The organism is Fusobacterium ulcerans ATCC 49185, assembly GCF_900683735.1.
In the GTDB taxonomy this organism is placed as follows: Bacteria; Fusobacteriota; Fusobacteriia; order Fusobacteriales; family Fusobacteriaceae; genus Fusobacterium_A; species Fusobacterium_A ulcerans_A.
Genome location: NZ_LR215979.1, coordinates 2,642,386 through 2,664,616, shown reverse-complemented (window position 1 = coordinate 2,664,616; position 22,231 = coordinate 2,642,386). Strand labels below are relative to the sequence as shown.

17 protein-coding genes are annotated in these 22,231 nt (G+C 31.4%); 16 read left to right on the top strand and 1 reads right to left on the bottom strand.

The window, feature by feature from the left end; translation table 11 throughout:
• Positions 1 to 10 precede the first annotated feature (10 nt).
• The 14 genes from coaE (at position 11) to E0E45_RS11780 (ending at position 15,548) form a co-directional block, all read left to right on the top strand.
• Complete coding sequence (coaE, locus tag E0E45_RS11845; protein WP_130891365.1) at positions 11 to 607, top strand: dephospho-CoA kinase; 597 nt, start codon at positions 11 to 13, stop codon at positions 605 to 607.
• Between the two features lie 3 nt (positions 608 to 610).
• The gene (locus E0E45_RS11840) at positions 611 to 2,773 is read left to right on the top strand and encodes a peptidase U32 family protein (RefSeq protein ID WP_130891364.1); all 2,163 of its coding nucleotides are present in this window, start codon (positions 611 to 613) and stop codon (positions 2,771 to 2,773) included.
• 4 nt (positions 2,774 to 2,777) lie between these two features.
• Positions 2,778 to 3,281 (top strand): phosphatidylglycerophosphatase A, encoded by a 504-nt coding sequence (locus tag E0E45_RS11835; protein WP_172604189.1) that lies wholly within the window; start codon positions 2,778 to 2,780, stop codon positions 3,279 to 3,281.
• Positions 3,282 to 3,301: 20 nt separating this feature from the next.
• Entirely contained in the window at positions 3,302 to 4,516 is a 1,215-nt protein-coding gene (locus E0E45_RS11830) for a CinA family nicotinamide mononucleotide deamidase-related protein (RefSeq protein ID WP_130891362.1), read from the top strand.
• Positions 4,509 to 5,060, top strand: coding sequence for a helix-turn-helix domain-containing protein (locus tag E0E45_RS11825; protein ID WP_130891361.1), 552 nt, complete (start codon positions 4,509 to 4,511; stop codon positions 5,058 to 5,060). The genes E0E45_RS11830 and E0E45_RS11825 overlap by 8 nt, the downstream gene beginning before the upstream one ends.
• A gap of 37 nt (positions 5,061 to 5,097) precedes the next feature.
• Positions 5,098 to 7,611: a DegV family protein gene (locus E0E45_RS11820; protein ID WP_130891360.1), complete on the top strand. Its 2,514-nt coding sequence runs from the start codon at positions 5,098 to 5,100 to the stop codon at positions 7,609 to 7,611.
• Positions 7,612 to 7,755: 144 nt separating this feature from the next.
• The gene (locus E0E45_RS11815) at positions 7,756 to 9,033 is read left to right on the top strand and encodes an ArsB/NhaD family transporter (RefSeq protein ID WP_130891359.1); all 1,278 of its coding nucleotides are present in this window, start codon (positions 7,756 to 7,758) and stop codon (positions 9,031 to 9,033) included.
• Between the two features lie 19 nt (positions 9,034 to 9,052).
• On the top strand, positions 9,053 to 9,979 hold the full coding sequence (locus E0E45_RS11810) for a PTS sugar transporter subunit IIA (protein ID WP_130891358.1): 927 nt from the start codon (positions 9,053 to 9,055) through the stop codon (positions 9,977 to 9,979).
• Between the two features lie 44 nt (positions 9,980 to 10,023).
• The gene (locus E0E45_RS11805) at positions 10,024 to 11,304 is read left to right on the top strand and encodes an ArsB/NhaD family transporter (RefSeq protein ID WP_130891357.1); all 1,281 of its coding nucleotides are present in this window, start codon (positions 10,024 to 10,026) and stop codon (positions 11,302 to 11,304) included.
• Between the two features lie 17 nt (positions 11,305 to 11,321).
• Positions 11,322 to 12,044 (top strand): biotin--[acetyl-CoA-carboxylase] ligase, encoded by a 723-nt coding sequence (locus E0E45_RS11800; protein ID WP_130891356.1) that lies wholly within the window; start codon positions 11,322 to 11,324, stop codon positions 12,042 to 12,044.
• Positions 12,031 to 12,969 carry a potassium channel family protein gene (locus tag E0E45_RS11795; RefSeq protein WP_130891355.1) on the top strand — a complete coding sequence of 313 codons (939 nt, stop codon included), beginning with the start codon at positions 12,031 to 12,033 and terminating at the stop codon, positions 12,967 to 12,969. The genes E0E45_RS11800 and E0E45_RS11795 overlap by 14 nt, the downstream gene beginning before the upstream one ends.
• On the top strand, positions 12,962 to 14,002 hold the full coding sequence (gene mnmA / locus E0E45_RS11790; RefSeq protein ID WP_232044112.1) for a tRNA 2-thiouridine(34) synthase MnmA: 1,041 nt from the start codon (positions 12,962 to 12,964) through the stop codon (positions 14,000 to 14,002). Before E0E45_RS11795 ends, mnmA begins: the two co-directional genes overlap by 8 nt.
• 63 nt (positions 14,003 to 14,065) lie before the next feature.
• Positions 14,066 to 14,455 carry a PTS transporter subunit EIIB gene (locus E0E45_RS11785; protein WP_130891354.1) on the top strand — a complete coding sequence of 130 codons (390 nt, stop codon included), beginning with the start codon at positions 14,066 to 14,068 and terminating at the stop codon, positions 14,453 to 14,455.
• Positions 14,456 to 14,570: 115 nt separating this feature from the next.
• A complete protein-coding gene (locus E0E45_RS11780; protein ID WP_130891353.1) occupies positions 14,571 to 15,548 on the top strand; it encodes an aromatic acid exporter family protein in 978 nt (325 codons plus the stop codon).
• Positions 15,549 to 15,582: 34 nt separating this feature from the next.
• Here the strand turns inward: E0E45_RS11780 and E0E45_RS11775 are convergent, their stop codons facing one another.
• Positions 15,583 to 17,199, bottom strand: coding sequence for a putative manganese-dependent inorganic diphosphatase (locus E0E45_RS11775; protein WP_130891352.1), 1,617 nt, complete (start codon positions 17,197 to 17,199; stop codon positions 15,583 to 15,585).
• A 160-nt stretch (positions 17,200 to 17,359) separates the two neighbouring features.
• Between E0E45_RS11775 and ligA the strand changes: the two genes are divergently transcribed.
• Positions 17,360 to 19,426: an NAD-dependent DNA ligase LigA gene (ligA, locus tag E0E45_RS11770; protein WP_130892349.1), complete on the top strand. Its 2,067-nt coding sequence runs from the start codon at positions 17,360 to 17,362 to the stop codon at positions 19,424 to 19,426.
• Positions 19,427 to 19,526: 100 nt separating this feature from the next.
• Positions 19,527 to 22,217, top strand: a complete 2,691-nt coding sequence (gene secA / locus E0E45_RS11765) for a preprotein translocase subunit SecA (protein ID WP_130891351.1) — start codon at positions 19,527 to 19,529, stop codon at positions 22,215 to 22,217.
• The last annotated feature ends 14 nt before the right edge of the window (positions 22,218 to 22,231 follow it).

The window sequence follows — 22,231 nt, the reverse complement described above, 5'->3', positions numbered from 1 at the left end:
GGTGGACATGATGATTGTCGGTCTGACAGGTGGAATAGCCAGTGGAAAATCTACAGTAAGCAGGTTTTTTAAAGAACTGGGACTTGAAGTATTAGATGCAGATGAAGTAGTGAAAGAAGTCAGTCAAAAAAAAGATATTGTAGATAGAATAGCAGAAGTCTTTGGAAAAGATATTCTTGATAAGGAAGGAAATCTCATAAGAGAAAAATTGAGAGAAAAAGCTTTTGAAGATAAAAAATTACTAAAAAAGTTAAATGGAATAATCCACCCTCAGGTAATAGAGATATTTGTGGAAAAGAAAAAGGAAACTCCAGAGGAATCTATTGTTATTTTTGATATTCCTCTTTTGTATGAAGCAGAAATGGAAAACCTATGTGATAAAATAATTGTAGTATATGTGGAAAGAGAATTACAGATAAAAAGGGTAATAGAAAGAGATAGTAACAGTAGAGAGCTGGCAGAAAAAATAATAGATGCACAAATGGTTCTGGAAGAAAAAGCAAAAAGAGCAGATATTGTGATAAATAATAATGGTACACTAGAAGATTTAAAAAATCAGGTAAATGTGGTATACTGTAATCTGCAAAAAATAAAAAATGCGAGGTAAAATATGAAGATAGTAGCTCCAGCAGGAAATATGGAGAGATTTTATGCTGCTGTAAAAGCAGGAGCCCAAGAGATATACATGGGATTAAAGGGATTTGGAGCAAGAAGAAATGCAGAAAATTTTACATTAGAGGAATACAAGGAAGCTCTTGATTATGCTCATAAAAGAGGAGTAAGAATATTTCTTACACTAAATACAATAATGATGGAAAAGGAAATGGATTTTCTTTATGAAAATTTAAAAGTTCTTTATGAACATGGACTTGATGCTGTTATTGTTCAGGATTTAGGATATTTCAGATATATGAAAGAAAATTTTCCAGATATGGAATATCATGGAAGTACACAGATGACAGTAGGAAATCATATAGAAGCTGAGTATCTTAGAAAAATAGGATTCAAAAGAGTGGTACTCCCAAGAGAGATGACATTTGAAGAGATAAAAACAATCAGAGAGAATACAAGCATAGAGTTGGAAATATTTGTATCAGGAGCATTGTGCATATGTTATTCTGGTAACTGCTATATGAGCAGCTTTATAGGAAGCAGAAGTGGAAACAGAGGTATGTGTGCACAACCGTGCAGAAAAGAATATACTGACAGCAAGGGGAATAAAGGATATCTTTTAAGTCCTAAAGATCAGCTGCTGGGATATGATGAGATACAGAAATTAAAAGAGATTGGAATAGAAAGTGTAAAAATAGAAGGAAGAATGAAAGATCCTAACTATGTATTTGAAACTGTTGGATACTATTCTCAAATAATAAATGGAGAAAAAGCAGAAGAAAGAGTATCTGAAATATTCAACAGAGGATACAGTAAGGGATATTTTCATGGAGCAGATTCTTCTCTCATTAATAAAAATTATTCATATAATCTAGGTAAAGAGATAGGATTAATATTTGGAAGAGAATTGAAGCTTAAAGATAAGGTAGTTTTGGGAGATGGAATAATATATCTTTCTAAGGATTTTGAAAAACTTGGTGGAGGATATCTGAATAAGATAGAGGTGAAGGGTTCAAAAGAAGCTAGAAAGTCAGCTGAATCTGGAGAAACTATACTTTTAAAAGATGTACCAAGAGGGAGTAAATATATATTCAGAAGCTTTGCCAAAGAAGTAAATGATGATGTTGAGAATAAATTGAAAAAATATGATCAAAAGCTGGATATAAAAGGAGAGTTTTTTGGAAATCTAGGAGAAAAACCTATGTTGGTACTTGAGGCAGTAAGCAATCAAGGAAAGAAAATCAGAGTAGAAAAACTTGGAGAAAAGGAAATTGAGGCAGCAGCTAAAAGATCAGCAACAGCAGATGAAATTATAGAGAAGTTAAAGGAATCAGGGGACAGTACATTTAATATAACTTCTGTTGACTGCCATATATCAGAGGGAATATTTCTACCAGTATCAGTGATAAAATCTTTAAGAAGAGAGGCAGCAGCAGAGCTGGAAGAACTTCTTAAAGAAAGCTACAGAAGAAAAGCTGGGAAAAAATATGAAATGCCTTATGAAGAAGATGAAGAAAGAGATGTTATTCTGTCAGCAATAGTATCAAATGATGCACAGGAAAAAGCAGTAAAATTATGTGGAATAGAAAAGATATATAGAAGAGGATATGATATAGCAAGAGAGGGAATGCTGAAAGAGCAGGATCTGAGCAGCAAACTTGCTTCAAATTTATATCAGCTTATTGAGAATAAAAACAATGATATAACTATAAACTGGAATTTGAATATATCTAATAGATATACCATTGAAGAGTTGTCTAAATTAGGAAAAGCTGAAACTGTAATACTTTCTCCTGAAATAAGTTTTGAAAAAATAAAGGAAATAGGTAAAACGAGTTTAAGAAAAGCTATATTAGGATATTCAAGATTAAAGGGGATGTATGTTGAGATACCTCTTTTTGACAGAAGCAGGGAAACAATAGAAAATAGCGAAGGAGATAAATTTACTGTTGTTCAAAATAATATAGGAAATAGTGAAATATTCTTTGAAAGACCGTTAAATATATTGAATGATATGAGCAGAATGAAAAAACTGCATATTGATGAAATAGTTGCAGAATTTACTATTGAAACACCAGAAGAAGTAAGAGAAATTCTTAAGAATATGGAAACAAGAGCAGGAATATATAGAGCATTTAACTATGAAAGAGGGGTGTATTAATCTTATGGATAAAAATAAAAAATGGGTGAGAGATTTAGGTACATGGTTTGGGCTTGGAGATATGCCTAAAGCACCAGGAACATTTGGAACATTAGGCGGAGTGCCATTATTTATCCTTCTTTCCTATATAAGAAGGTTTTTTCCTAACAATATGGTTTATAATTCTTTTTATTTTATGTTTTTAATAACGTTTTTTGCTGTAGCAGTTTATGTCAGTGATATATGTGAAAGAGAGATATTTAAGAAAAAAGATCCTCAAAATGTTGTAATAGATGAGGTATTGGGATACTTAACTACCCTTTTTCTAATAAATCCAGTGGGAGTATCTCAAAATATAAAAGCTATGGTTATTGCATTTGTTATATTTAGATTTTTTGACATAACAAAGCTAGGTCCTATTGATAAATCTCAGCACTTTGAAAGAGGAATAGGAGTAGTATTAGATGACTTTTTAGCTGGAATAATAGGGAACTTTTTAATGGTGTGTATCTGGAGTATATTTTTTTAAATAACAGGGGGCATTTATAGATGAAAGCAGGTTTGATACTTGTAGGTACTGAACTTCTAAATGGAGGTATGCTTGATACCAACAGCCTCTATATAGCAGAAGAACTGAATAAATATGGAATAGAGATAGAATTTAAAGTAACAATCAGAGATTTTATGGATGAGATCATTAAGACTATAGATTATGGAAAAAGAAATGTTGATCTTATTATAATGTCAGGAGGTCTTGGACCTACAATAGATGATATAACAAAAGAAGCTATTGCAAAGTATCTGAATAGACCCCTTATAGTAGAAGAAAATGAATTGTCAGAGTTAAAAGAAAAATTTCAAAAAGCAAGACTAAATTTTATAGGTACAAATGTAAAAGAAGTAGAAAAACCAAAGGGAGCAATAACTTTTAGAAATGATGCTGGAATGGCACCAGCTGTATATATTGATGGGATAGCAGCTTTTCCAGGAGTTCCTAAAGAATTATATGATATGCTTCCAAAATTTTTAAAATGGTACAGCAAAGAAAATAATATAGGTAATGATGGAATTTATATAAGAGATATACTTACATTTGGGTTGGCAGAATCTCTTTTAGATCAGGAAATAAGAGACTTTTTTACAGAAGATGGAATTTACTATGAGTTTTTGGTAAAAAATTATGGAACAATAGTAAGACTTCAAAGTAAAGAGAGTAATAAAAATAAAGTAGAAAAAATAGTAGAAAAGATATATAATAAAATAGGTAAATTTATATTCGGTGAGAATGCAGACAGACTAGAAAAAAAAGCAGTGGAACTTATAAAAAAACTTGGAATGAATATCTCTACAGCAGAATCATGTACAGGAGGTATGATTGCCAGCCGTTTGATAGATGTTCCAGGAGTATCTGAGATATTTAAAGAGGGAATAGTTTCATATAGTAATGATGCTAAGATGAAAAGACTTGGAGTAAAAAAAGAAACGTTGGAAAAATATGGAGCAGTGAGTGAAGAAACTGCTAGGGAGATGGTCATAGGACTTGATTCTGATATTGCTATTGCTACTACAGGAATAGCAGGTCCAGATGGTGGAACACCTGAAAAACCTGTAGGACTTGTCTATATAGGAATAAGAGTTAAAAATGATATCTATATAGAAAAAAGATTTTTCAATGGGGATAGAATGAAAGTCAGAGAAAGAGCAGTTTCTCAGAGTCTTTTTAGTCTGATAAAAATATTAGATAAAGGAGAGTATAATGAGTAGTATAGGAGAAAGAATAAAGAAAAGTAGAAATGAGAAAGGGCTGTCTTTGAGAGAGTTAGCTTCAAGAGTAGACTTATCTGCCAGTTTTTTATCTCAAATAGAGCAGGGAAAAGCTTCTCCTTCTATTGAAAATTTAAAGAAAATAGCTACTTCATTAGATGTAAAGGTAAGCTACCTTATTGAAGACGAAGAAGAAACTAGAAATATGGAAGTTGTAAAAAAAGATGAGAGAAAATATATAGAAAGTATAGATTCAAATACTAAAATGGCTCTTCTTACAACATCTAATATTGATAAGACAATGGAGCCTATTCTTTATGAAATAGGACCAAATGGAGAGAGTGGAAGAAGCTTCTATACTCATAATGGAGAGGAATTCATCTTTATTGTTGAAGGGAAACTGGATGTATATATAGATGAGGCTGTGTATAGTTTAAATGAGGGAGATAGCCTGTACTTTAAATCTAGCCAAAAACATAGATTTAAAAATACCACTGACAAACTTACAAAGGCTATATGGGTTGTAAATCCTCCAACATTTTAGGGAAAAATAAAAAGAAGATTTCGGAGGTAAATTATATATGAAAATAGAGGTAAAGGTACTTAACTCTATAAGATTGACTAAACTTTTAATAGCTGCAAGCAGATGGCTTTCAAAATATGCAGATGTATTAAATGATTTAAATGTTTATCCAGTACCAGATGGTGATACAGGAACAAATATGTCCATGACACTTCAGGCAGTGGAAAATGAATTGATAAAAATGAATCATGAACCAAGTATGAAAGAACTTGCTGATAGAGTATCAGAAGCAGTGTTATTGGGAGCAAGAGGAAATTCAGGAACTATCTTATCTCAAATTGTACAAGGTTTTTTAAATGGAGTAAGAGATAAAGAGGAAATTACAGTAGATGATACTATTCAGGCTTTTGTTTTAGCAAAAGAAAAGGCATATCAGGCTGTTTCTGAACCAGTAGAAGGAACAATGCTTACTGTCATCAGAAGGGTGGCAGAGGAAGCAGTGGCTTATAAAGGAGATAAGGATGATTTTATTCTTTTTCTTGTACATCTAAAAAATGTAGCCTATGAAGCAGTTGAAAATACACCTAATCAGCTTCCTAAATTAAAAGAAGCAGGAGTAGTTGATGCTGGAGGAAAGGGAATATTCTATGTTCTTGAGGGATTTGAAAAGTCTGTAACTGATCCAGAAATGTTGAAGGATTTGGAAAGAATAGTAAAATCGAGAGCAAAAAGAAAAGAAAGACTTGAAAATACAACACAGATAATAGAAGATATAAAATTTAAATATTGTACAGAATTTATAATTGAATCAGGAAGTTTTGATTTAGAAGAATATAAAGGGAAAATAAGCCCTTTAGGAGATTCTCTTGTATGTGCACAAACGGCTAAAAAGACAAAAACACATATACATACAAATCATCCAGGACAGGTATTGGAAATCGCTGGAATGTTAGGAAATCTTAACAATATAAAAATAGAAAATATGGAAATACAGCATCAGAATCTTCTTATTTCTGAAAATGAATCTTATCAAATGGAATCTACAGAAAAAGTATTTGTAAGAAGTGAGAATGCAGAGCCAGTTGCTTTTTATGCTATTGTAGATAACAAGGAACTAGGAAATTTATTTCTTGATGATGGAGCTGCTGCTGTACTTATTGGGGGACAGACACAGAACCCAAGTGTAGCAGATATAGAAGATGGATTGAAAAGAATAAGTGCTGAAAAGATAGTTATTCTTCCAAATAATAAAAATATCATCTCAGCAGCAAAGATAGCAGCAGAAAGATCTAATAAAGAAATTATGGTCCTTGAAACAAAATCAATGTTGGAAGGACATTATGTTATAAAGAATAAAGATGAAAAAATTGAAGATATTTTGAAACAGACAGGCAGAAACTACTCTATTGAAATAACAAAAGCTGTAAGAAATACAAAAGTTGATGAACTTCAGATAGAAGAAGGTAATTACATAGCCCTCGTAAATGGAAAAATAAAAGAAAAGTCAGAGGATTTGCCTTCTCTTATAAAAGAGGTTTATAAAAAATATATAAATGGAAATACATTGAATATATTTGCTGTAATTGGGGATGAATCAACTGAAGAAGCAGATGAAGTATTAAAAGAAACAAATGGAGTAAGATACAACGAATTTAAAGCGAATCAGGGAAATTATCCATATTATATTTATATAGAAAATAGAGATCCTAATATGCCAGAAGTGGCGATAGTTACTGATTCTACATCAGATTTAACAAAAGAATTCATAGGAGATCTGTCTATAAATATTATTCCACTGAAAATAAAATTAAATGATAATTATTATAGAGATGGAGTGGATATTTCTAAAAGAGAGTTCTGGAAAAGACTTCTTACAGAAAATACAGCTCCAAAAACTTCTCAGCCTTCACCAGCTGAGTTTAAAGAACTATATGAAAAATTATTCAATAAAGGTTATAAAAAAATCATATCTATTCATATTTCAAGCAGATTAAGTGGGACACAGCAGGCAGCAAGAGTGGCAAAAGGAATGCTGAATAGAGCAGAAGATATAGCTATAGTAGACTCAAAAGCTGTTACTCTTGTACTTGGTCATCAGGTATTAGAGGCAGCAAGAATGGTAAAAGCTGGAGCAAAGTATGAAGCTATACTTGAAAGGCTTGATGAGATGCAGGAAAAAATGAAGTTATACTTTGTTGTAAATGACCTTTCATTCTTGGAAAAAGGTGGAAGAATAGGAAGAGCTTCTTCTGTTATAGGAGGATTATTAAAAGTAAAACCTATACTGAAACTAGAAAATGGAGAAGTAACTATTGAAACCAAAACTTTTGGAGATAGAGGTGCCTTTTCATACATGGAAAAATTAATAAAAGCGGAAAGCAAGAAAAATAGTATAATCCTGTATACAGCATGGGGAGGAACAAATAAAGAACTTTCAAAAGCTGATGCAATAAAAAATATGTGTGACAATTCTAAAAAAGTTGAATATAAAGGAAGATTTGAAATTGGTGCAACTATTGGTTCTCATTCAGGTCCTGTATTTGGTTTTGGAATGATGTCAAAAATAAGATAATTGAAAGCAGGGGATTCTTTATTAGGTTAGTATATCTATATAGAGAATCCTTACTTCTTTTTATAAATATTTCTAATTATTGAAAATGGTAAAATAAACCATGTAAAAAGTTTTTAAAATTTTTTATATATAAGGGGGAATAAGGTGATAAACATCAAACTTATTGCAGGTTTATTAATTTTCGTGGTATCTTTTTATTTTATTCTTTTTGGAAAACAGCCTAAGTCGCTTACAGCTATCATTGGAGGAAGTTTAATGGTGCTGATAGGGGTTATGAATCAAGAAGAGGCTTTGGAATCCATAGGAAGAAATTTAGAGATTTTGTTGCTTTTAATGGGGCTTATGATGGTAGTTGAAGTGATGTCTGAAACAGGTATTTTCCAGTGGGTAGCAATAAAAGTTGCTCAGCAGGCAAAAGGGGATCCAATGAAGATACTGATGATGTTATCAGTGGTGACTGCTGTATGTTCAGCATTCCTAGATAATGTTACAACTATTCTTCTTATAGTGCCAGTCACTGTCTTATTAGCTAAAAAGCTGAAGATAGATCCGTTTCCATTTATAATGGTGCAGATATTTGCCTGTAATATAGGAGGAACAGCTACAATGATAGGTGATCCGCCAAATCTTATCATAGCAAGCCTTGGTGGTTTGGATTTCAATGATTTTTTGATAAATCTAACACCAATTGTAGTAGTAAATATGATAGTTCTTTTAATTACAGCTAGGCTGCTTTTTGGAAAAAAGTTTACTGTATCTAGAGAATTAAGAGCCAGCATAATGGACTTGGAACCTAACAGAAGCATAAAGAACAAAAAACTTCTAATACAGTCATGTGTTTTGTTTGGAATAATTCTTATAGGATTTTTAACAAACATGGTAACAAATATAGGGCTTGCAGTTATATCTATAACTGGATCAGTTATTTTGCTTACTATAAGCAAAAAAAGTCCAGAAGAGATATACAGAAAAGTGGAATGGGAAACTCTGTTCTTCTTTGGAGGGTTATTTGTTTTAGTTGAAGGAGTAGATAAGCTTGGAGTAGTTGCAAAAATTGGGGAATTGATAATCAGATTTACAGATGGAAATCTGGAAAAAACTGGAACAGTTATAGTATTGATTTCATCATTATTGTCACCAATACTTGGATCAGTACCATATACTCTATCTTTCTCAAAAATTATAGCAAGTATTGTACCTAATTTTACAGGACATACAGATGTCTTGTGGTGGGCATTATCTTTGGGAGCCTGTCTAGGTGGAAACATGACATTGGTAGGAGCACCAGCTAATATAGTTGGGGTATCTATTGCAGGAAAAGCAGGAGTAAAAATAAGTTTTATGGATTTCTTCAAATTGGGGATACTGATTGTTATTGAGTCAGTGATTTTAAGTGTTGTTTATATTAATCTAAGGTATTAAAGTTTTAAAGGAGGAATATATGAAGTTTTCAAGTTATTTAGATCCACAGTTTATTTTTACTGATTTAAAAGGAACAACTCCTGAAGAAATTATCACAGAGATGGTAGAAAGATTATCTCTGAAGGATAAGAAGATAAATGAGTTAAAAGATATGATTGTAAAATCAGTAATTAAAAGAGAAGAGGAAATATCTACTGGAATGGGAAATGGAATAGCAATACCACATGCCAGAATAGAAAATTTCAATGACTTTGTTGTTGCTATTGGTATACTTGAAAAACCTATAGAGGTTGAAATTGCAGCCACACATAGAACGGATAAAGTTAAACTTGTATTTTTGATTATTTCAGATGTATTAAAAAATAAAAATATATTAAAGGTGATGAGTGCCGTTTCTAAAATGGCTCTAAAGAGAAAAAGTCTTTTAGAGCAGATAAAGCAGGAAAAAAATCCAAATAAAATAGTGGAATATATTCAAGAATCTAATATTGAAATAGACCACAGAATAATTGCAGAAGATGTATTGAGTCCAGATATACAGCCAGCTACTCCAGATAATACTTTGGAGGAGATAGCAAAAAGGCTTATACTTGAACAGATAAGCGGACTTCCAGTTGTTGATAAAGATGGTATGTTTCTAGGAGAAATAACTGAAAGAGAACTTATTGATTTTGGTATGCCTGATTATCTTTCTTTGATGGGAGATCTTAATTTCTTAACAGTAGGAGAACCTTTTGAAGAATATCTGGTAAATGAAACAACAACAACTATTGAAAAATTGTACAGAGTAGATGAGAGAGTAAAAATAGATAGAAAAACTCCTATTATGGAGATATGTTTTATTATGGTAAATAAAGGACTTACAAGATTGTATGTACTAGATGAAGGAAAATATTATGGAATGATAAGAAGATCAGATATAATCAAGAAAGTACTTCATATTTAAACTCTTGATCTTTGGGGAAAGAATTAAAATAAGGAGGAAAAATTATGATATATATGCTGATAGGATTAGTTGTATTTTTTACAGTATTCTATTTGATGATAACAGATAAAATCCCTGGACCATGGGCAACAATGATAGGTGGACTTGTAATGGCACTAGTAGGGATAATAAATGAAGAAGATGCCTTGACAGCTATTTCTGAAAGACTGGAGATTTTATTTCTTTTAATAGGTATGATGATAATAGTTTTGCTAGTGTCTGAAACAGGTGTGTTCCAATGGTTTGCTATTAAAGTAGCTCAGTTGGTAAGAGGAGAACCTTTTAGATTGATAGTTTTACTGGCAATAGTAACTGCTCTTTGTTCTGCATTCTTAGATAATGTTACAACTATCCTTTTGATGGCACCAGTATCTATATTGCTGGCAAAACAATTAAAATTAGATCCTTTCCCATTTATAATAACAGAAGTTATGTCTGCTAATATTGGTGGACTGGCTACATTGATTGGTGACCCTACTCAATTGATTATAGGAGCTGAAGGAAATCTTGGATTCAATGAATTTCTTTTTAATACAGCACCAGTAGCTGTACTTTCAATGGCACTGCTTATAGCAAATGTTTATTTCATCTATGGAAGACATATGGTAGTACCAAATGAGCTAAAAGCAAGAATAATGGAATTGGATTCTTCAAGAAGTTTGAAAGATCCCAAACTATTGAAACAGGCAGCAGTAATATTTACTCTCGTATTGATAGGATTTGTTTTAAATAACTTTATCAATAAAGGTTTGGCAATTATATCTCTTTCTGGAGCAATATTCTTAGTTGTTATAGCAAAAAGAAAACCAAAAGAGATATTTGAGAATGTAGAATGGGAAACTCTGTTTTTCTTTATAGGTTTGTTTATGATGATAAAAGGGATAGAGAATTTGAACATAATAAACATGATTGGAGATAAACTTATAAAAATAACTTCAGGTAAATTTGACCTTGCTGTCATAGCTGTAACTTGGCTTTCTGCTGGATTTACATCTATAATAGGAAATGTTGCTAATGCTGCTACTGTTTCTAAAATACTTGGAGTAATGGTGCCTACATTTGATAAAATAGGAGATCCAAAAGCTTTTTGGTGGGCTCTTTCATTTGGATCGTGTTTAGGTGGAAACATCACTATGCTTGGATCAGCTACAAACGTTGTTGCTGTAGGAGCTGCTGCTAAAGCTGGATGTAAAATAGATTTCTTTAAATTCTTTAAATTTGGAGGACTTATAGCTTTTCAAACATTATTGTTAGCTACTATTTATCTATATGTAAGATATATGTAGAAAGAAAAGGAGGAAATATGCGAATATTCCGATTTAAAAGCATAGATTCTACAAGTGATTATCTCAAAGATAAAGAAGATATTGAAAATTTTGATTTAGCAATAGCTGAAATTCAAACTAAAGGAAGAGGGAGAAGAGGAAATAATTGGTTTTCCAGTAAAGGAATGGCTCTCTTTAGTTTTGCTTTAAAAGCTGAGAAAGATATATCAATAGAGGATTACTCTAAACTTCCTCTTGTTACTGGGATATCTGTGTTGAAAGGAATTAAAAGGATAGAGGAACTGGATTTGAAATTCAAATGGACAAATGATATCTATCTTGATGATAAGAAATTATCAGGAATACTAGTAGAAAAAGTAAATGATTTTTTTATCATAGGAATAGGAATAAATGTAAATAATAAGGAAATGGGAGCAGCAGAAGAAATAGCTGTATCTCTTACAAGTAAGACAAAAAAGAACTATATAATTGAGGATATTATCTTCACTGTGATAGATGAATTTAAAAAATATTACAGAAGATTTTGTGGTGGAGAATGGAAATACATATTAGATGAGATTAACAGCAGAAATTACCTCAAAGGAAAGAAAATAAATATAGTAAGTACAAATGGAACAGTTACTGGGATGGCAGATGAGATAGCACAAGATGGAAGATTGGAAGTAGAAATATCTGGAACAAAAAAACTCTTTGACATAGGAGAAATACATATAAGCAGGATGAAAAATGAAATTGAATAGTATAAAAGATAAGTTATTCAGAATGCTTACTGAAGATTTGGATCTTGGATATGTAGTGGATATAGTAAAGAAAAACCTCGACTTTAAATCTAAGATGAGGATGATAATAGATATAGCTAAAAAAAGTGAAAACTATGATTTTATAATTTTTCTAATAAAAATGACAGCAGCTATATCTGTTTTTCTTCCTATAATATCTCAGTTATGCAGTATGAAGTCTATAAATATATTTAAACTTAACTTTCAAACTTTCAAACAGATTCCAGTACTTTTTGTGAGTATATTTCCAATAATTGTCATAGGAAGAAAAAATCTTATCTTTAAAGATGGGGCATTAAAAGCAATTATATTGATACTTTACTATATTGTATGTATACCAATTACAATAGTTATTTTTGGACTTAATATAGAAAAAATAGGAAATGAGTATGAAGATGTTTATTTCCTAGTTTTTGCTGTAAATATAATGCTTCTTTTTACCAGCCATATTGTACTTATAAAGTACTGTGTAACAGATATAATTCTTAGAAAGAGAAAAGTGAAAAGCAGTGATGTAATAATTACGCTGATGACATATATAACTTTGGGAATAAGTTTTGGTGCACTTTATTCTGTAATAAATATCTATTATGATGGAAAAGCTTTTCATGGAATGGAAGGGGTAAATACTACTCTGTATTTTTATTTTAAACATATATATTTTAGTTTTGTCACATTGACAACTTTGGGATATGGAGATATCTATCCATTGAAATTTTTAGGGCAGTTCTTTGTTATAATAGAAGCATTGACTGGGATATTCCTTTTAAACTTTTCTTTAGGAATAACTTTGAGTTCAGGAATATTAAATTTTCAGATAGGTCAAAAAGATGATGGAGATAAGACAAAAGAAACTGATAAATCAGGAGAAAAGAATAATGAATAGAAAAAGGGCAGTTATAGGAATGAGTGGTGGAGTAGATTCTTCTGTGGGAGCCTATCTTTTGAGAGAACAAGGATATGAAGTCATAGGTGTAACATTGAATCATAAGAAGGAAAAATCTCTCATGGAAGAAATAAAAGCTGCTCAAAGGATATGTGACTTTCTTGGAATAAAACATAGAACAATAGATATAGAAGAATTATTCCAAAAGGAAGTTATAGATGATTTTTTAGAGGGATATTCTCAAGGAATAACTCCTTCTCCCTGTGTTATCTGTGACGAAAGAGTAAAAATGAGAGTTCTTTTTGAAACTGCAGATGAAGAGGGAGCATATTTTGTAGCTACAGGGCATTATTGTTCTGTGGAATATTCAGAAGAGTTTAAAAGAGAGCTACTGAAAGTTTCCTATGACCCCAAAAAAGATCAAAGCTATATGCTTTACAGACTGGATAATGATAAAATATCAAGGCTTATATTCCCTTTGCATTCTTATGAAAAAAAGGAGATAAGAGGGATAGCCAAGAATATTGGACTAGAAGTACATGATAAAGGAGATAGTCAGGGAATATGCTTTGCTAAGGAAGGATATATAGAATTTCTTAGAAAAAATTTAGGAGATAAAATAAAAAAGGGAAACTTTATAGATAATAATGGAAATATTATGGGAAAACATGAAGGATATCAGTTATATACAATTGGACAGAGAAGAGGATTAGGACTTAAACTTCCAAGAGCATATTTTATAACAAAAATAAATAAAGAGAAAAATGAAATAACTATTGGAGAATATAAAGAATTGTACCAAAAAAGGGTAGAGCTAAAAAAATATAAGCTTTCTATAAAAATAAATGATATTTTAGATAAAAGTATTATTGGAAGGCCTAGATTTTCCAGCTTTGGTACAAGTGGAAAAATTTTATTTGAGAATGAAAAACTCTACTTTGAGTTTGATGAAGAAAATCCCCAGACTGCTCCAGGACAGCATTTGGTGTTGTATTATAAAAATTTAGTACTTGGTGGAGGAATAATATCATAACTTGACAACTTTTAGTAAAATCGTTATATTATAGGTGATGATTAATTAATAAGGGAGGGAGTTATGGAGTCGACCAAGTGGTTATATTGGATAATTGGAATAATCATAGTAGTTGTAGCAGCTATAATTATCAGAAAATATAAACTGATCACTAAAGTAAAAAGAGTAAATTGTGTTGATTTGGATAAACTTGAAGAAAAGAAATTTTCTGGAATGGGAAAACTATATATCAAAGCTTTAGGTGGAGAAAAAAATATAGTAAGTGTAGACCCTTGCATGACAAGAATAAGAGTAATAATGAAAGATGGTTCTCTGTTGGATGAAAAGAGAATAATTATTTTAGGAGCTCATAAAGTTATAAAATTAACTGATAAAAAAATTCATATCATTATTGGATTAAAAGCTGAAAAGTTAGCTGAAGAGATAAATGATATAAGAGAAAAAAATAAGTAAGGCGGTTGTCCGCCTTTTTTTGTTAGAAAAGTTGTAATGAAGATAGGGCAGAAAAAAAGAAAAGCACCTTTTTGGATGTATAAAAATATATATAAAATTTTAAAGGAGGGATAATTTGAGTTACTTTGATCATAGAGTTATAAAAACTGCATTTGGAACATTTTTGGCTATATATTTGGCTCAGATCATGGGAATAAGTTATGGAGTAACTGCTGGAATAGTTACAATAATAAGTATACAGACAACGAAAAAAGAATCAGTGAAAATAGCAATAGAAAGATTTATTGCTTCCCTTGTAGGACTTTTTATAGCAGCAATGTTTTTTTATTTTTGGGGATATACACCATTTGTATTTGGACTTTTTATTTTAATATTTATGCCTATATGCCTGAAGTTTAATTTGTTTCAAGGATTTTTGGTAACAGTAGTATTGGCAACACATATTCTGACAGAAAGAAATATATCCTTAAAAATACTTACAAATGAAATATTAATACTTGTGCTTGGAGCATTAATAGCTATAGTTTTAAATCTATATATGCCTGATGTAACTAAAAAAATAAAGCACACTCAGGAAAATGTAGATGATTGTATGAAAAAAATTCTCAGCTATATGAGTGATGAATTAATAACAGGAGCAATATTTGTTGATGAAGATAAAATATTTAAAGATTTAAGAAAAGAACTGGATATAGGAAGAGATTTAGCATATAAAGATTACAATAATGCTTTATTCTATGGTTCAAGATATGAGATAGAAGTTTTTAATATGAAAAGAGCTCAGTATAAAATTTTGGTAAGAATGAGAAAGCATTTTTATAACTTTTTTATAAGCAGCGAGCATACATTCATTGTTTCAGAATTTACAAGAAAAGTAGGAAGTTCAATAGGAGTAGATAGATTGTACCTTGAAGCTTTAGATGAACTAGAAATATTGAGAGAGAAATTTAAAAATATGCCTCTTCCAAAAAGTAGAGTTGAATTTGAGAGCAGAGCTATGCTGCTGCAGTTCTTTAATGATATAGAGGAATTTCTTGAAATTAAGAAGGATTTTATGAAAAAATATACATTAGATGGGGAGAAAAAAATATAGAGGCTGGTTTTTAATCAGCCTCTATTTTAATATATTAATCTAAACTCTGACTTGCAGCCATAAGGAAAGGAACTATCTGTTTCTTTCTTGAAACTACCCCTTCCAGCCATGCAAGATTATTTTCCAGATGAACATTGAAAGCTCTCTCTATAAGTTGAGGGAAATCCCCTGCTATCATAGCATAAGAACCAGATTTTATTATATCTGTAATAATAAGCACAAACATTGAGAATCCAGAGTTTTTATTTATCTCTTTCATAACTCTTTCCAAATCAGCCTGTTTATTTAAAAGTCCAGCTACATCTACAGTATTTACCTGAGCTATTCCCATATTGATTCCATTCATAGAGAATTCTTTCATATCTGTAGTAAGTATTTCATAGGAAGATCTATTAGCAAGAGAAGTTCCTGCTATAAGCATGTTCATTCCATATTCTTCATAATCAAGCTCTTCACAAATAAGAGCAAGCTCTTTAACTGTATCTATATCTTTCTGAGTACAAGTAGGTGATTTAAACATAAGTGTATCTGAAAGAATAGCACTCATCATAAGTCCAGCAGCTTTTTTAGATGGAGTGATTCTTGCATCTCTGAATAATTCATAAATGATGGTACAAGTACATCCAACTATTTCAGCATTTATTTTTACAGGTTCATCAGTAATAAAATTTCCAAACTTATGATGGTCAATAACCTGTAGTATTTTTGCATCTTGTAATCCCTCTACTGAATGGGCAAACTCATTGTGGTCAACTAGAATAACTTGTTTTCTTGTGAAGTTAATCAAGTTTTTAGTCCTGATTGTTCCATATACAGTTCCATCTTTTTCAGTAACTGGGAAGTTTGTCTGTGTTGCCTCTTTCATTATATCTTTTATATCATGTAAGAAATCATCTTTTTTAAATGAATAGAATTTTGTATTATTCATTATAGAAGATAATGAAAGTGACTGACTTACAAGACTTATTGTCTTGAAAAGATTAGCATGAACCCTCATAATAGCACAGTCGGAAGTCACTCTTGGGCTGATAAAATCATCTTCATCACAAGCAACGATTATAACTTTTGCTCCTGCTTTGATTGATCTGTCAATACCATCTACCATAGATGTAGTTACAACTATATCTCCCTGAGTAACATTTTCCAGTTCAGATACAGCCTTCAGATTTCCAGTAATAATACCGCTTGGATAAGTACCACTTACAATTATTCCATCCAGAACATCTTTCAGATTTTCGTATGTTGTCTTATATTTTCCAAAAAGATCTGAATGTTCAAGATTAAGGTAAGTATTAGCTATATCAGAAATATGTATCATACCTTTAAGCTGTTTTTTATCATCTACAACAGGAAGGCTGGAAAAGTTTTCTACAGTCATTATATCTAAAGCTGATCTTAAAGAATCATCTATAGATAAAGTCTTTTTTTCCACTCTAGTCAGGTCAGATATCTGAGCACTAACTGTTTTTAAAAGTTTAGGAATTTTTACACCAAAATATTTTAAGACATATTCTGTTTCTTTATTTATATCACCAAGTCTGTAAGGAATAGCATTTATTCCCATCTCTTTTTTTAGTTCAGCTAAGGCAATTGAAGAGCAGATAGAATCTGTATCTGGATGTCTATGTCCAAAAATCAAAATAGGCTCCATTTGAAAAAACCTCCTTATTTTTCTTGAATTGCTGTTTCAAATATATTAACATTTTTTTACAATATGAACAAATAATATTTTTGAAAAAAATCTTAAAAAAAAATGATATAATATCATTATGAAAACATAGATGATTAAATTAGAAATTGGAGCAGAAATAATGAAAGAGATGAAATTAAATTTTTTTGAGGAGAATGACATGAAAAAGGATAAGGAAAAAATAGAGAAGCTGAGAGCAGATCTCTTAAAGTACAACCAGTATTACTATACAAATAATGAAAGCCTTATTTCTGATGTGGAATATGATATGCTGATGAATGAACTTAAAGAACTGGAAGAAAAATATCCAGAGTATAAAAGTGAAACATCCCCAACAGTTATAGTAGGAGCTTCAAATCTTAGAGAGAATAAGTTTCAGAAAGTAACTCACAAAAAACCTATGCTAAGCCTTTCTAATACTTACAATGAAGAGGAGATAGGAGATTTTATAGATAGAATTAAAAAACTTCTTCCTGAAAGAGATGATGTAAAATATGCTCTTGAATTGAAATTAGATGGACTTTCTATAAGCATCCAATATGAAAAAGGAAAGCTGGTAAGAGGTGTAACTAGAGGAGATGGAGCTATTGGGGAAGATGTTACAGAAAATATAATGGAGATAGAAACAATTCCTCATACATTAAAAGAGCCTTTAGATATGGAGATAAGAGGGGAGATAGTCCTTCCTATAAGCAGATTTGAAAGTCTGAATGAAAGAAGAATGGAAGCTGGAGAAGAGGTATTTGCCAATCCAAGAAATGCAGCAAGCGGAACACTTAGACAGATAGATGCAAGCATAATAAAAGAAAGAGGTTTAGACTGTTATTTTTATTTTATAGTAGATGCTAAGAATTATGGAATACAGACTCATAGTGAGAGTATAAAATATCTGGAGTCTTTAGGAATAAAGACTACAGGAGTATGCGAGGTGCTGGACACAGCTTCTGCTCTGAAAAAAAGAATAGATTACTGGGAGCAGGAAAAAGAGAAGCTGGACTATGAAACAGATGGAATGGTAATAAAAGTGGATAATCTTGATCTTTGGGATGAACTTGGAAATACTACTAAAAGTCCTAGATGGGCTATAGCATATAAGTTTCCTGCTAAACAGGTAACAACTACTCTGTTGGGAATTACATGGCAGGTAGGAAGAACAGGAAAAGTTACTCCAGTCGCAGAGCTTGAAGAGGTAGTATTATCTGGAAGCAAGGTAAAAAGAGCCAGTCTTCATAATTTCCATGAAATAGAAAGAAAAGATATAAGAATAGGAGATAAGGTATTTATAGAAAAAGCTGCTGAAATAATACCACAGGTAGTAAAATCTATAAAAGAATTTAGAGATGGCAGTGAAAAAATGATAGATGAACCTGACAAATGCCCTGTATGTGGAAGTCCAGTTGCCAGAGAAGAGGGACAGGTAGATATAAAATGTACCAACCCAATATGTCCAGGAAAAGTAAAGGGAAGAATTGAGTATTTTGTGTCAAGAGATGCCATGAACATAGGCGGTTTTGGAAGCAAAATGGTGGAAAAAATGCTGGAACTTGGATTTATAAAAAATGTTGGAGATATATATGATTTGAAATCTCATAAAGAAGATCTTGAAAATATAGAAAAAATGGGAAAAAGAAGTGTAGAAAATCTTTTAGATTCCATAGAGGCAAGTAAAAAGAGAGATTATTCAAAAGTTATTTATGCACTTGGAATACCTTTTATTGGGAAATATTCTGGAAAACTTTTAGCAGAAGCAAGCAGGAACATAGACAATCTTATGAAAATGGAAATAGAAGAATTGATAGAGATAGATGGAATTGGTGATAAGGGAGCAAAGGCTGTGTATGATTTTCTTAGAGATGAGGAAAATATTGAACTTATAAATATTTTAAAAGGTCATGGACTACAGTTTGCTATGGAGGAAAAAGAAGAGGAAGATCAATCAGAAAAGATTTTCTCTGGAAAAACTTTCCTTTTCACAGGAACTCTTAAAAATTTTAAAAGAGAAGAAATAAAAGAAGAAATTGAAAAACTTGGTGGAAAGAATTTGTCAGCAGTAAGTAAAAACCTTGATTATCTTATCATTGGGGAGAAAGCTGGAAGTAAATTAAAGAAAGCTCAGGAGTTAGGAACTGTAAAGATTCTTACAGAGGACGAATTTGTAGAGATATGTAAGAATAACAATAAAAATTAATATAAAAACAAGCACCTTTAATTGACTATCGAGAAGATTTATGGTAGCATATATCTTGATAAAGTGTCAGAATAATAATTTAAAGAGAGGAAAATTGTAGATGATAGGAGATTTGTTAAAAAAGATATTTGGTACAAAAAACGATAGAGAAGTAAAGAGGATAAGAAAAATAGTAGATGTTATTAATCAGCTTGAACCTGATTTTGAAAAGCTTACTGATGAGCAGTTAAGAGCAAAAACTGCATATTTTAAAGAAAGATTAGCAAAAGGTGAAACTTTAGATGATATTCTGCCAGAAGCATTTGCAACTGTAAGAGAAACATCTAAGAGAGTTTTAGGACTAAGACATTATGATGTTCAGCTTATTGGAGGAATAGTTCTTCATGAAGGAAAAATAACGGAAATGAAAACTGGGGAAGGAAAAACTCTTGTGGCTACTTGTCCTGTATATTTAAATGCTCTTACTGGAAAAGGTGTACATATCATAACAGTAAATGATTACCTTGCTGCCAGAGATAGAGATATGATGGGAAGAGTTTATGACTTCCTTGGATTAAATTCTGGAGTTATACTAAATGGTATATCAACAGAACAGAGAAAGCAAGCTTACAACAGTGATATTACATATGGTACAAACTCAGAATTTGGATTTGACTACTTGAGAGATAACATGGTAGGAAGTATAGAAGAGAGAGTACAAAGAGAACTTAACTACTGTATAGTGGATGAGGTTGACTCTATCCTTATAGACGAAGCAAGAACACCACTTATTATATCTGGTGCTGCTACTGAATCTATCAAATGGTATAAAGTGTTCTATCAAATAGTTTCAATGTTAAGCAGAAGTTATGAAACAGAAGGAATCAAAGATGTAAAAGCTAAAAAGGAAATGGATATTCCACCTGAAAAATGGGGAGATTATGAAGTTGATGAAAAAGCTAAAAACATTGTTCTTACTGAAAAAGGTGTAACAAAAGTTGAAAAGTTATTGAAAATAGATAACCTTTATTCTCCTGAAAATGTAGAACTTACTCATTACTTAAATCAGGCTTTAAAAGCTAAAGAACTTTTCAAAAGAGATAGAGATTATTTAGTAAATGGTGAAGGACAAGTAATAATAATAGATGAATTTACTGGAAGAGCTATGGAAGGAAGAAGATATTCAGATGGTCTTCACCAAGCTATTGAAGCAAAAGAAGGAGTGAATATAGCTGGAGAAAACCAAACTCTTGCATCAATCACACTTCAAAACTATTTCAGAATGTATGAAAAATTATCAGGAATGACTGGTACTGCTGAAACAGAGGCAGCAGAGTTTGTTCATACATATGGTTTGGAAGTAGTAGTTATCCCTACAAATAAACCAGTAATGAGAAAAGATCATCCAGATTTGGTCTTCAAGACGCATAAAGAGAAAATAGATGCAATAATAAATAGAATAGAAGAATTACATAAAAAAGGACAGCCAGTACTTGTGGGAACTATTTCAATAAAAAGTTCTGAAGACCTTTCTGAACTTCTTAAAGCAAGAAAGATACCTCATAATGTATTAAATGCTAAATTCCATGCTCAAGAAGCAGAAATAGTAGCACAGGCTGGAAGATTCGGAACTGTAACAATAGCTACTAACATGGCAGGTAGAGGTACTGACATTATGCTTGGAGGAAATCCTGAATTCCTTGCTGTAGAAGAAGTAGGAAGCAGAGATGCTGAAAACTATGCTGAAATATTGGAAAAATACAGAGTGCAATGTGAAGAAGAAAGAGAAAAAGTTATGGAACAAGGAGGATTATTCATCCTTGGAACTGAAAGACATGAGTCTAGAAGAATAGATAACCAGTTAAGAGGGAGATCTGGTAGACAGGGAGACCCTGGAGAATCAGAATTCTATTTATCCCTCGAAGATGACTTGATGAGATTATTTGGTTCAGACAGAGTTAAAACTGTAATGGAAAAATTAGGACTTCCTGAAGGAGAGCCTATAACTCACTCAATGATTAATAAAGCAATAGCTAATGCACAAAATAAAATTGAATCAAGAAACTTTGGAATCAGAAAAAATCTTCTTGAGTTTGATGATGTTATGAATAAACAAAGAACTGCTATTTATGCAAGCAGAAATGAAGCTATGGTAAAAGATGATCTTAAAGACACAGTTTTACATATGCTTAAAGATACTATACGTTTACAAGTAACAACAAGATTTGTTGGAGAGTTTAAAGATGACTGGGATATTACAGGACTTGCAGAATTCTTAAATGAAAAATATGGATATGAAATAGCAGATTTAGCTGAATATAAATCAACAAGTATAGAAAATTATATAGAAAAATTGTATAATGATATTGTAAATGAATATGAAGCAAAAGAAAAGAGAATAGGTTCTGATCTAATGAGAAGACTTGAGAAATATATACTGTTTGAAGTAGTTGATTCAAGATGGAGAGAACATTTAAAATCATTAGATGGACTGAGAGAAGGAATCTATCTGAGAGCATACGGTCAAAGAGATCCAGTAGTAGAATACAAACTTCTTTCAGGAGAACTTTATGAAAAAATGTTGGAAACAATAAAGGAACAAACAACTTCATTCCTATTTAAAGTTATAATTAAAAGTCCAGAAGAGGAAGAATTAAAAGTAAAAGAAGAACCACTGGATAAAGTAAATTATAATACAGAGGATGAAGAAGAGGATAATAATCAGCCAAGAACTTCTGAAAAAGTAGGAAGAAATGATCCTTGTCCTTGTGGAAGCGGAAAAAAACATAAAAACTGCTGTGGAAGAGTGTAATCAAAAATTAGGAG

Excerpts from the sequence above, each read along its gene's own strand:
- coaE (WP_130891365.1), top strand. The coding sequence starts at position 11 with ATGATTGTCGGTCTGACAGGTGGAATAGCCAGTGGAAAATCTACAGTA.
- E0E45_RS11840 (WP_130891364.1), top strand. The coding sequence starts at position 611 with ATGAAGATAGTAGCTCCAGCAGGAAATATGGAGAGATTTTATGCTGCT.
- E0E45_RS11835 (WP_172604189.1), top strand. The coding sequence starts at position 2,778 with ATGGATAAAAATAAAAAATGGGTGAGAGATTTAGGTACATGGTTTGGG.
- E0E45_RS11830 (WP_130891362.1), top strand. The coding sequence starts at position 3,302 with ATGAAAGCAGGTTTGATACTTGTAGGTACTGAACTTCTAAATGGAGGT.
- E0E45_RS11825 (WP_130891361.1), top strand. The coding sequence starts at position 4,509 with ATGAGTAGTATAGGAGAAAGAATAAAGAAAAGTAGAAATGAGAAAGGG.
- E0E45_RS11820 (WP_130891360.1), top strand. The coding sequence starts at position 5,098 with ATGAAAATAGAGGTAAAGGTACTTAACTCTATAAGATTGACTAAACTT.
- E0E45_RS11810 (WP_130891358.1), top strand. The coding sequence starts at position 9,053 with ATGAAGTTTTCAAGTTATTTAGATCCACAGTTTATTTTTACTGATTTA.
- E0E45_RS11805 (WP_130891357.1), top strand. The coding sequence starts at position 10,024 with ATGATATATATGCTGATAGGATTAGTTGTATTTTTTACAGTATTCTAT.
- E0E45_RS11800 (WP_130891356.1), top strand. The coding sequence starts at position 11,322 with ATGCGAATATTCCGATTTAAAAGCATAGATTCTACAAGTGATTATCTC.
- E0E45_RS11795 (WP_130891355.1), top strand. The coding sequence starts at position 12,031 with ATGAAATTGAATAGTATAAAAGATAAGTTATTCAGAATGCTTACTGAA.
- mnmA (WP_232044112.1), top strand. The coding sequence starts at position 12,962 with ATGAATAGAAAAAGGGCAGTTATAGGAATGAGTGGTGGAGTAGATTCT.
- E0E45_RS11785 (WP_130891354.1), top strand. The coding sequence starts at position 14,066 with ATGGAGTCGACCAAGTGGTTATATTGGATAATTGGAATAATCATAGTA.
- E0E45_RS11775 (WP_130891352.1), bottom strand. The coding sequence starts at position 17,199 with ATGGAGCCTATTTTGATTTTTGGACATAGACATCCAGATACAGATTCT.
- ligA (WP_130892349.1), top strand. The coding sequence starts at position 17,360 with ATGAAAGAGATGAAATTAAATTTTTTTGAGGAGAATGACATGAAAAAG.
- secA (WP_130891351.1), top strand. The coding sequence starts at position 19,527 with ATGATAGGAGATTTGTTAAAAAAGATATTTGGTACAAAAAACGATAGA.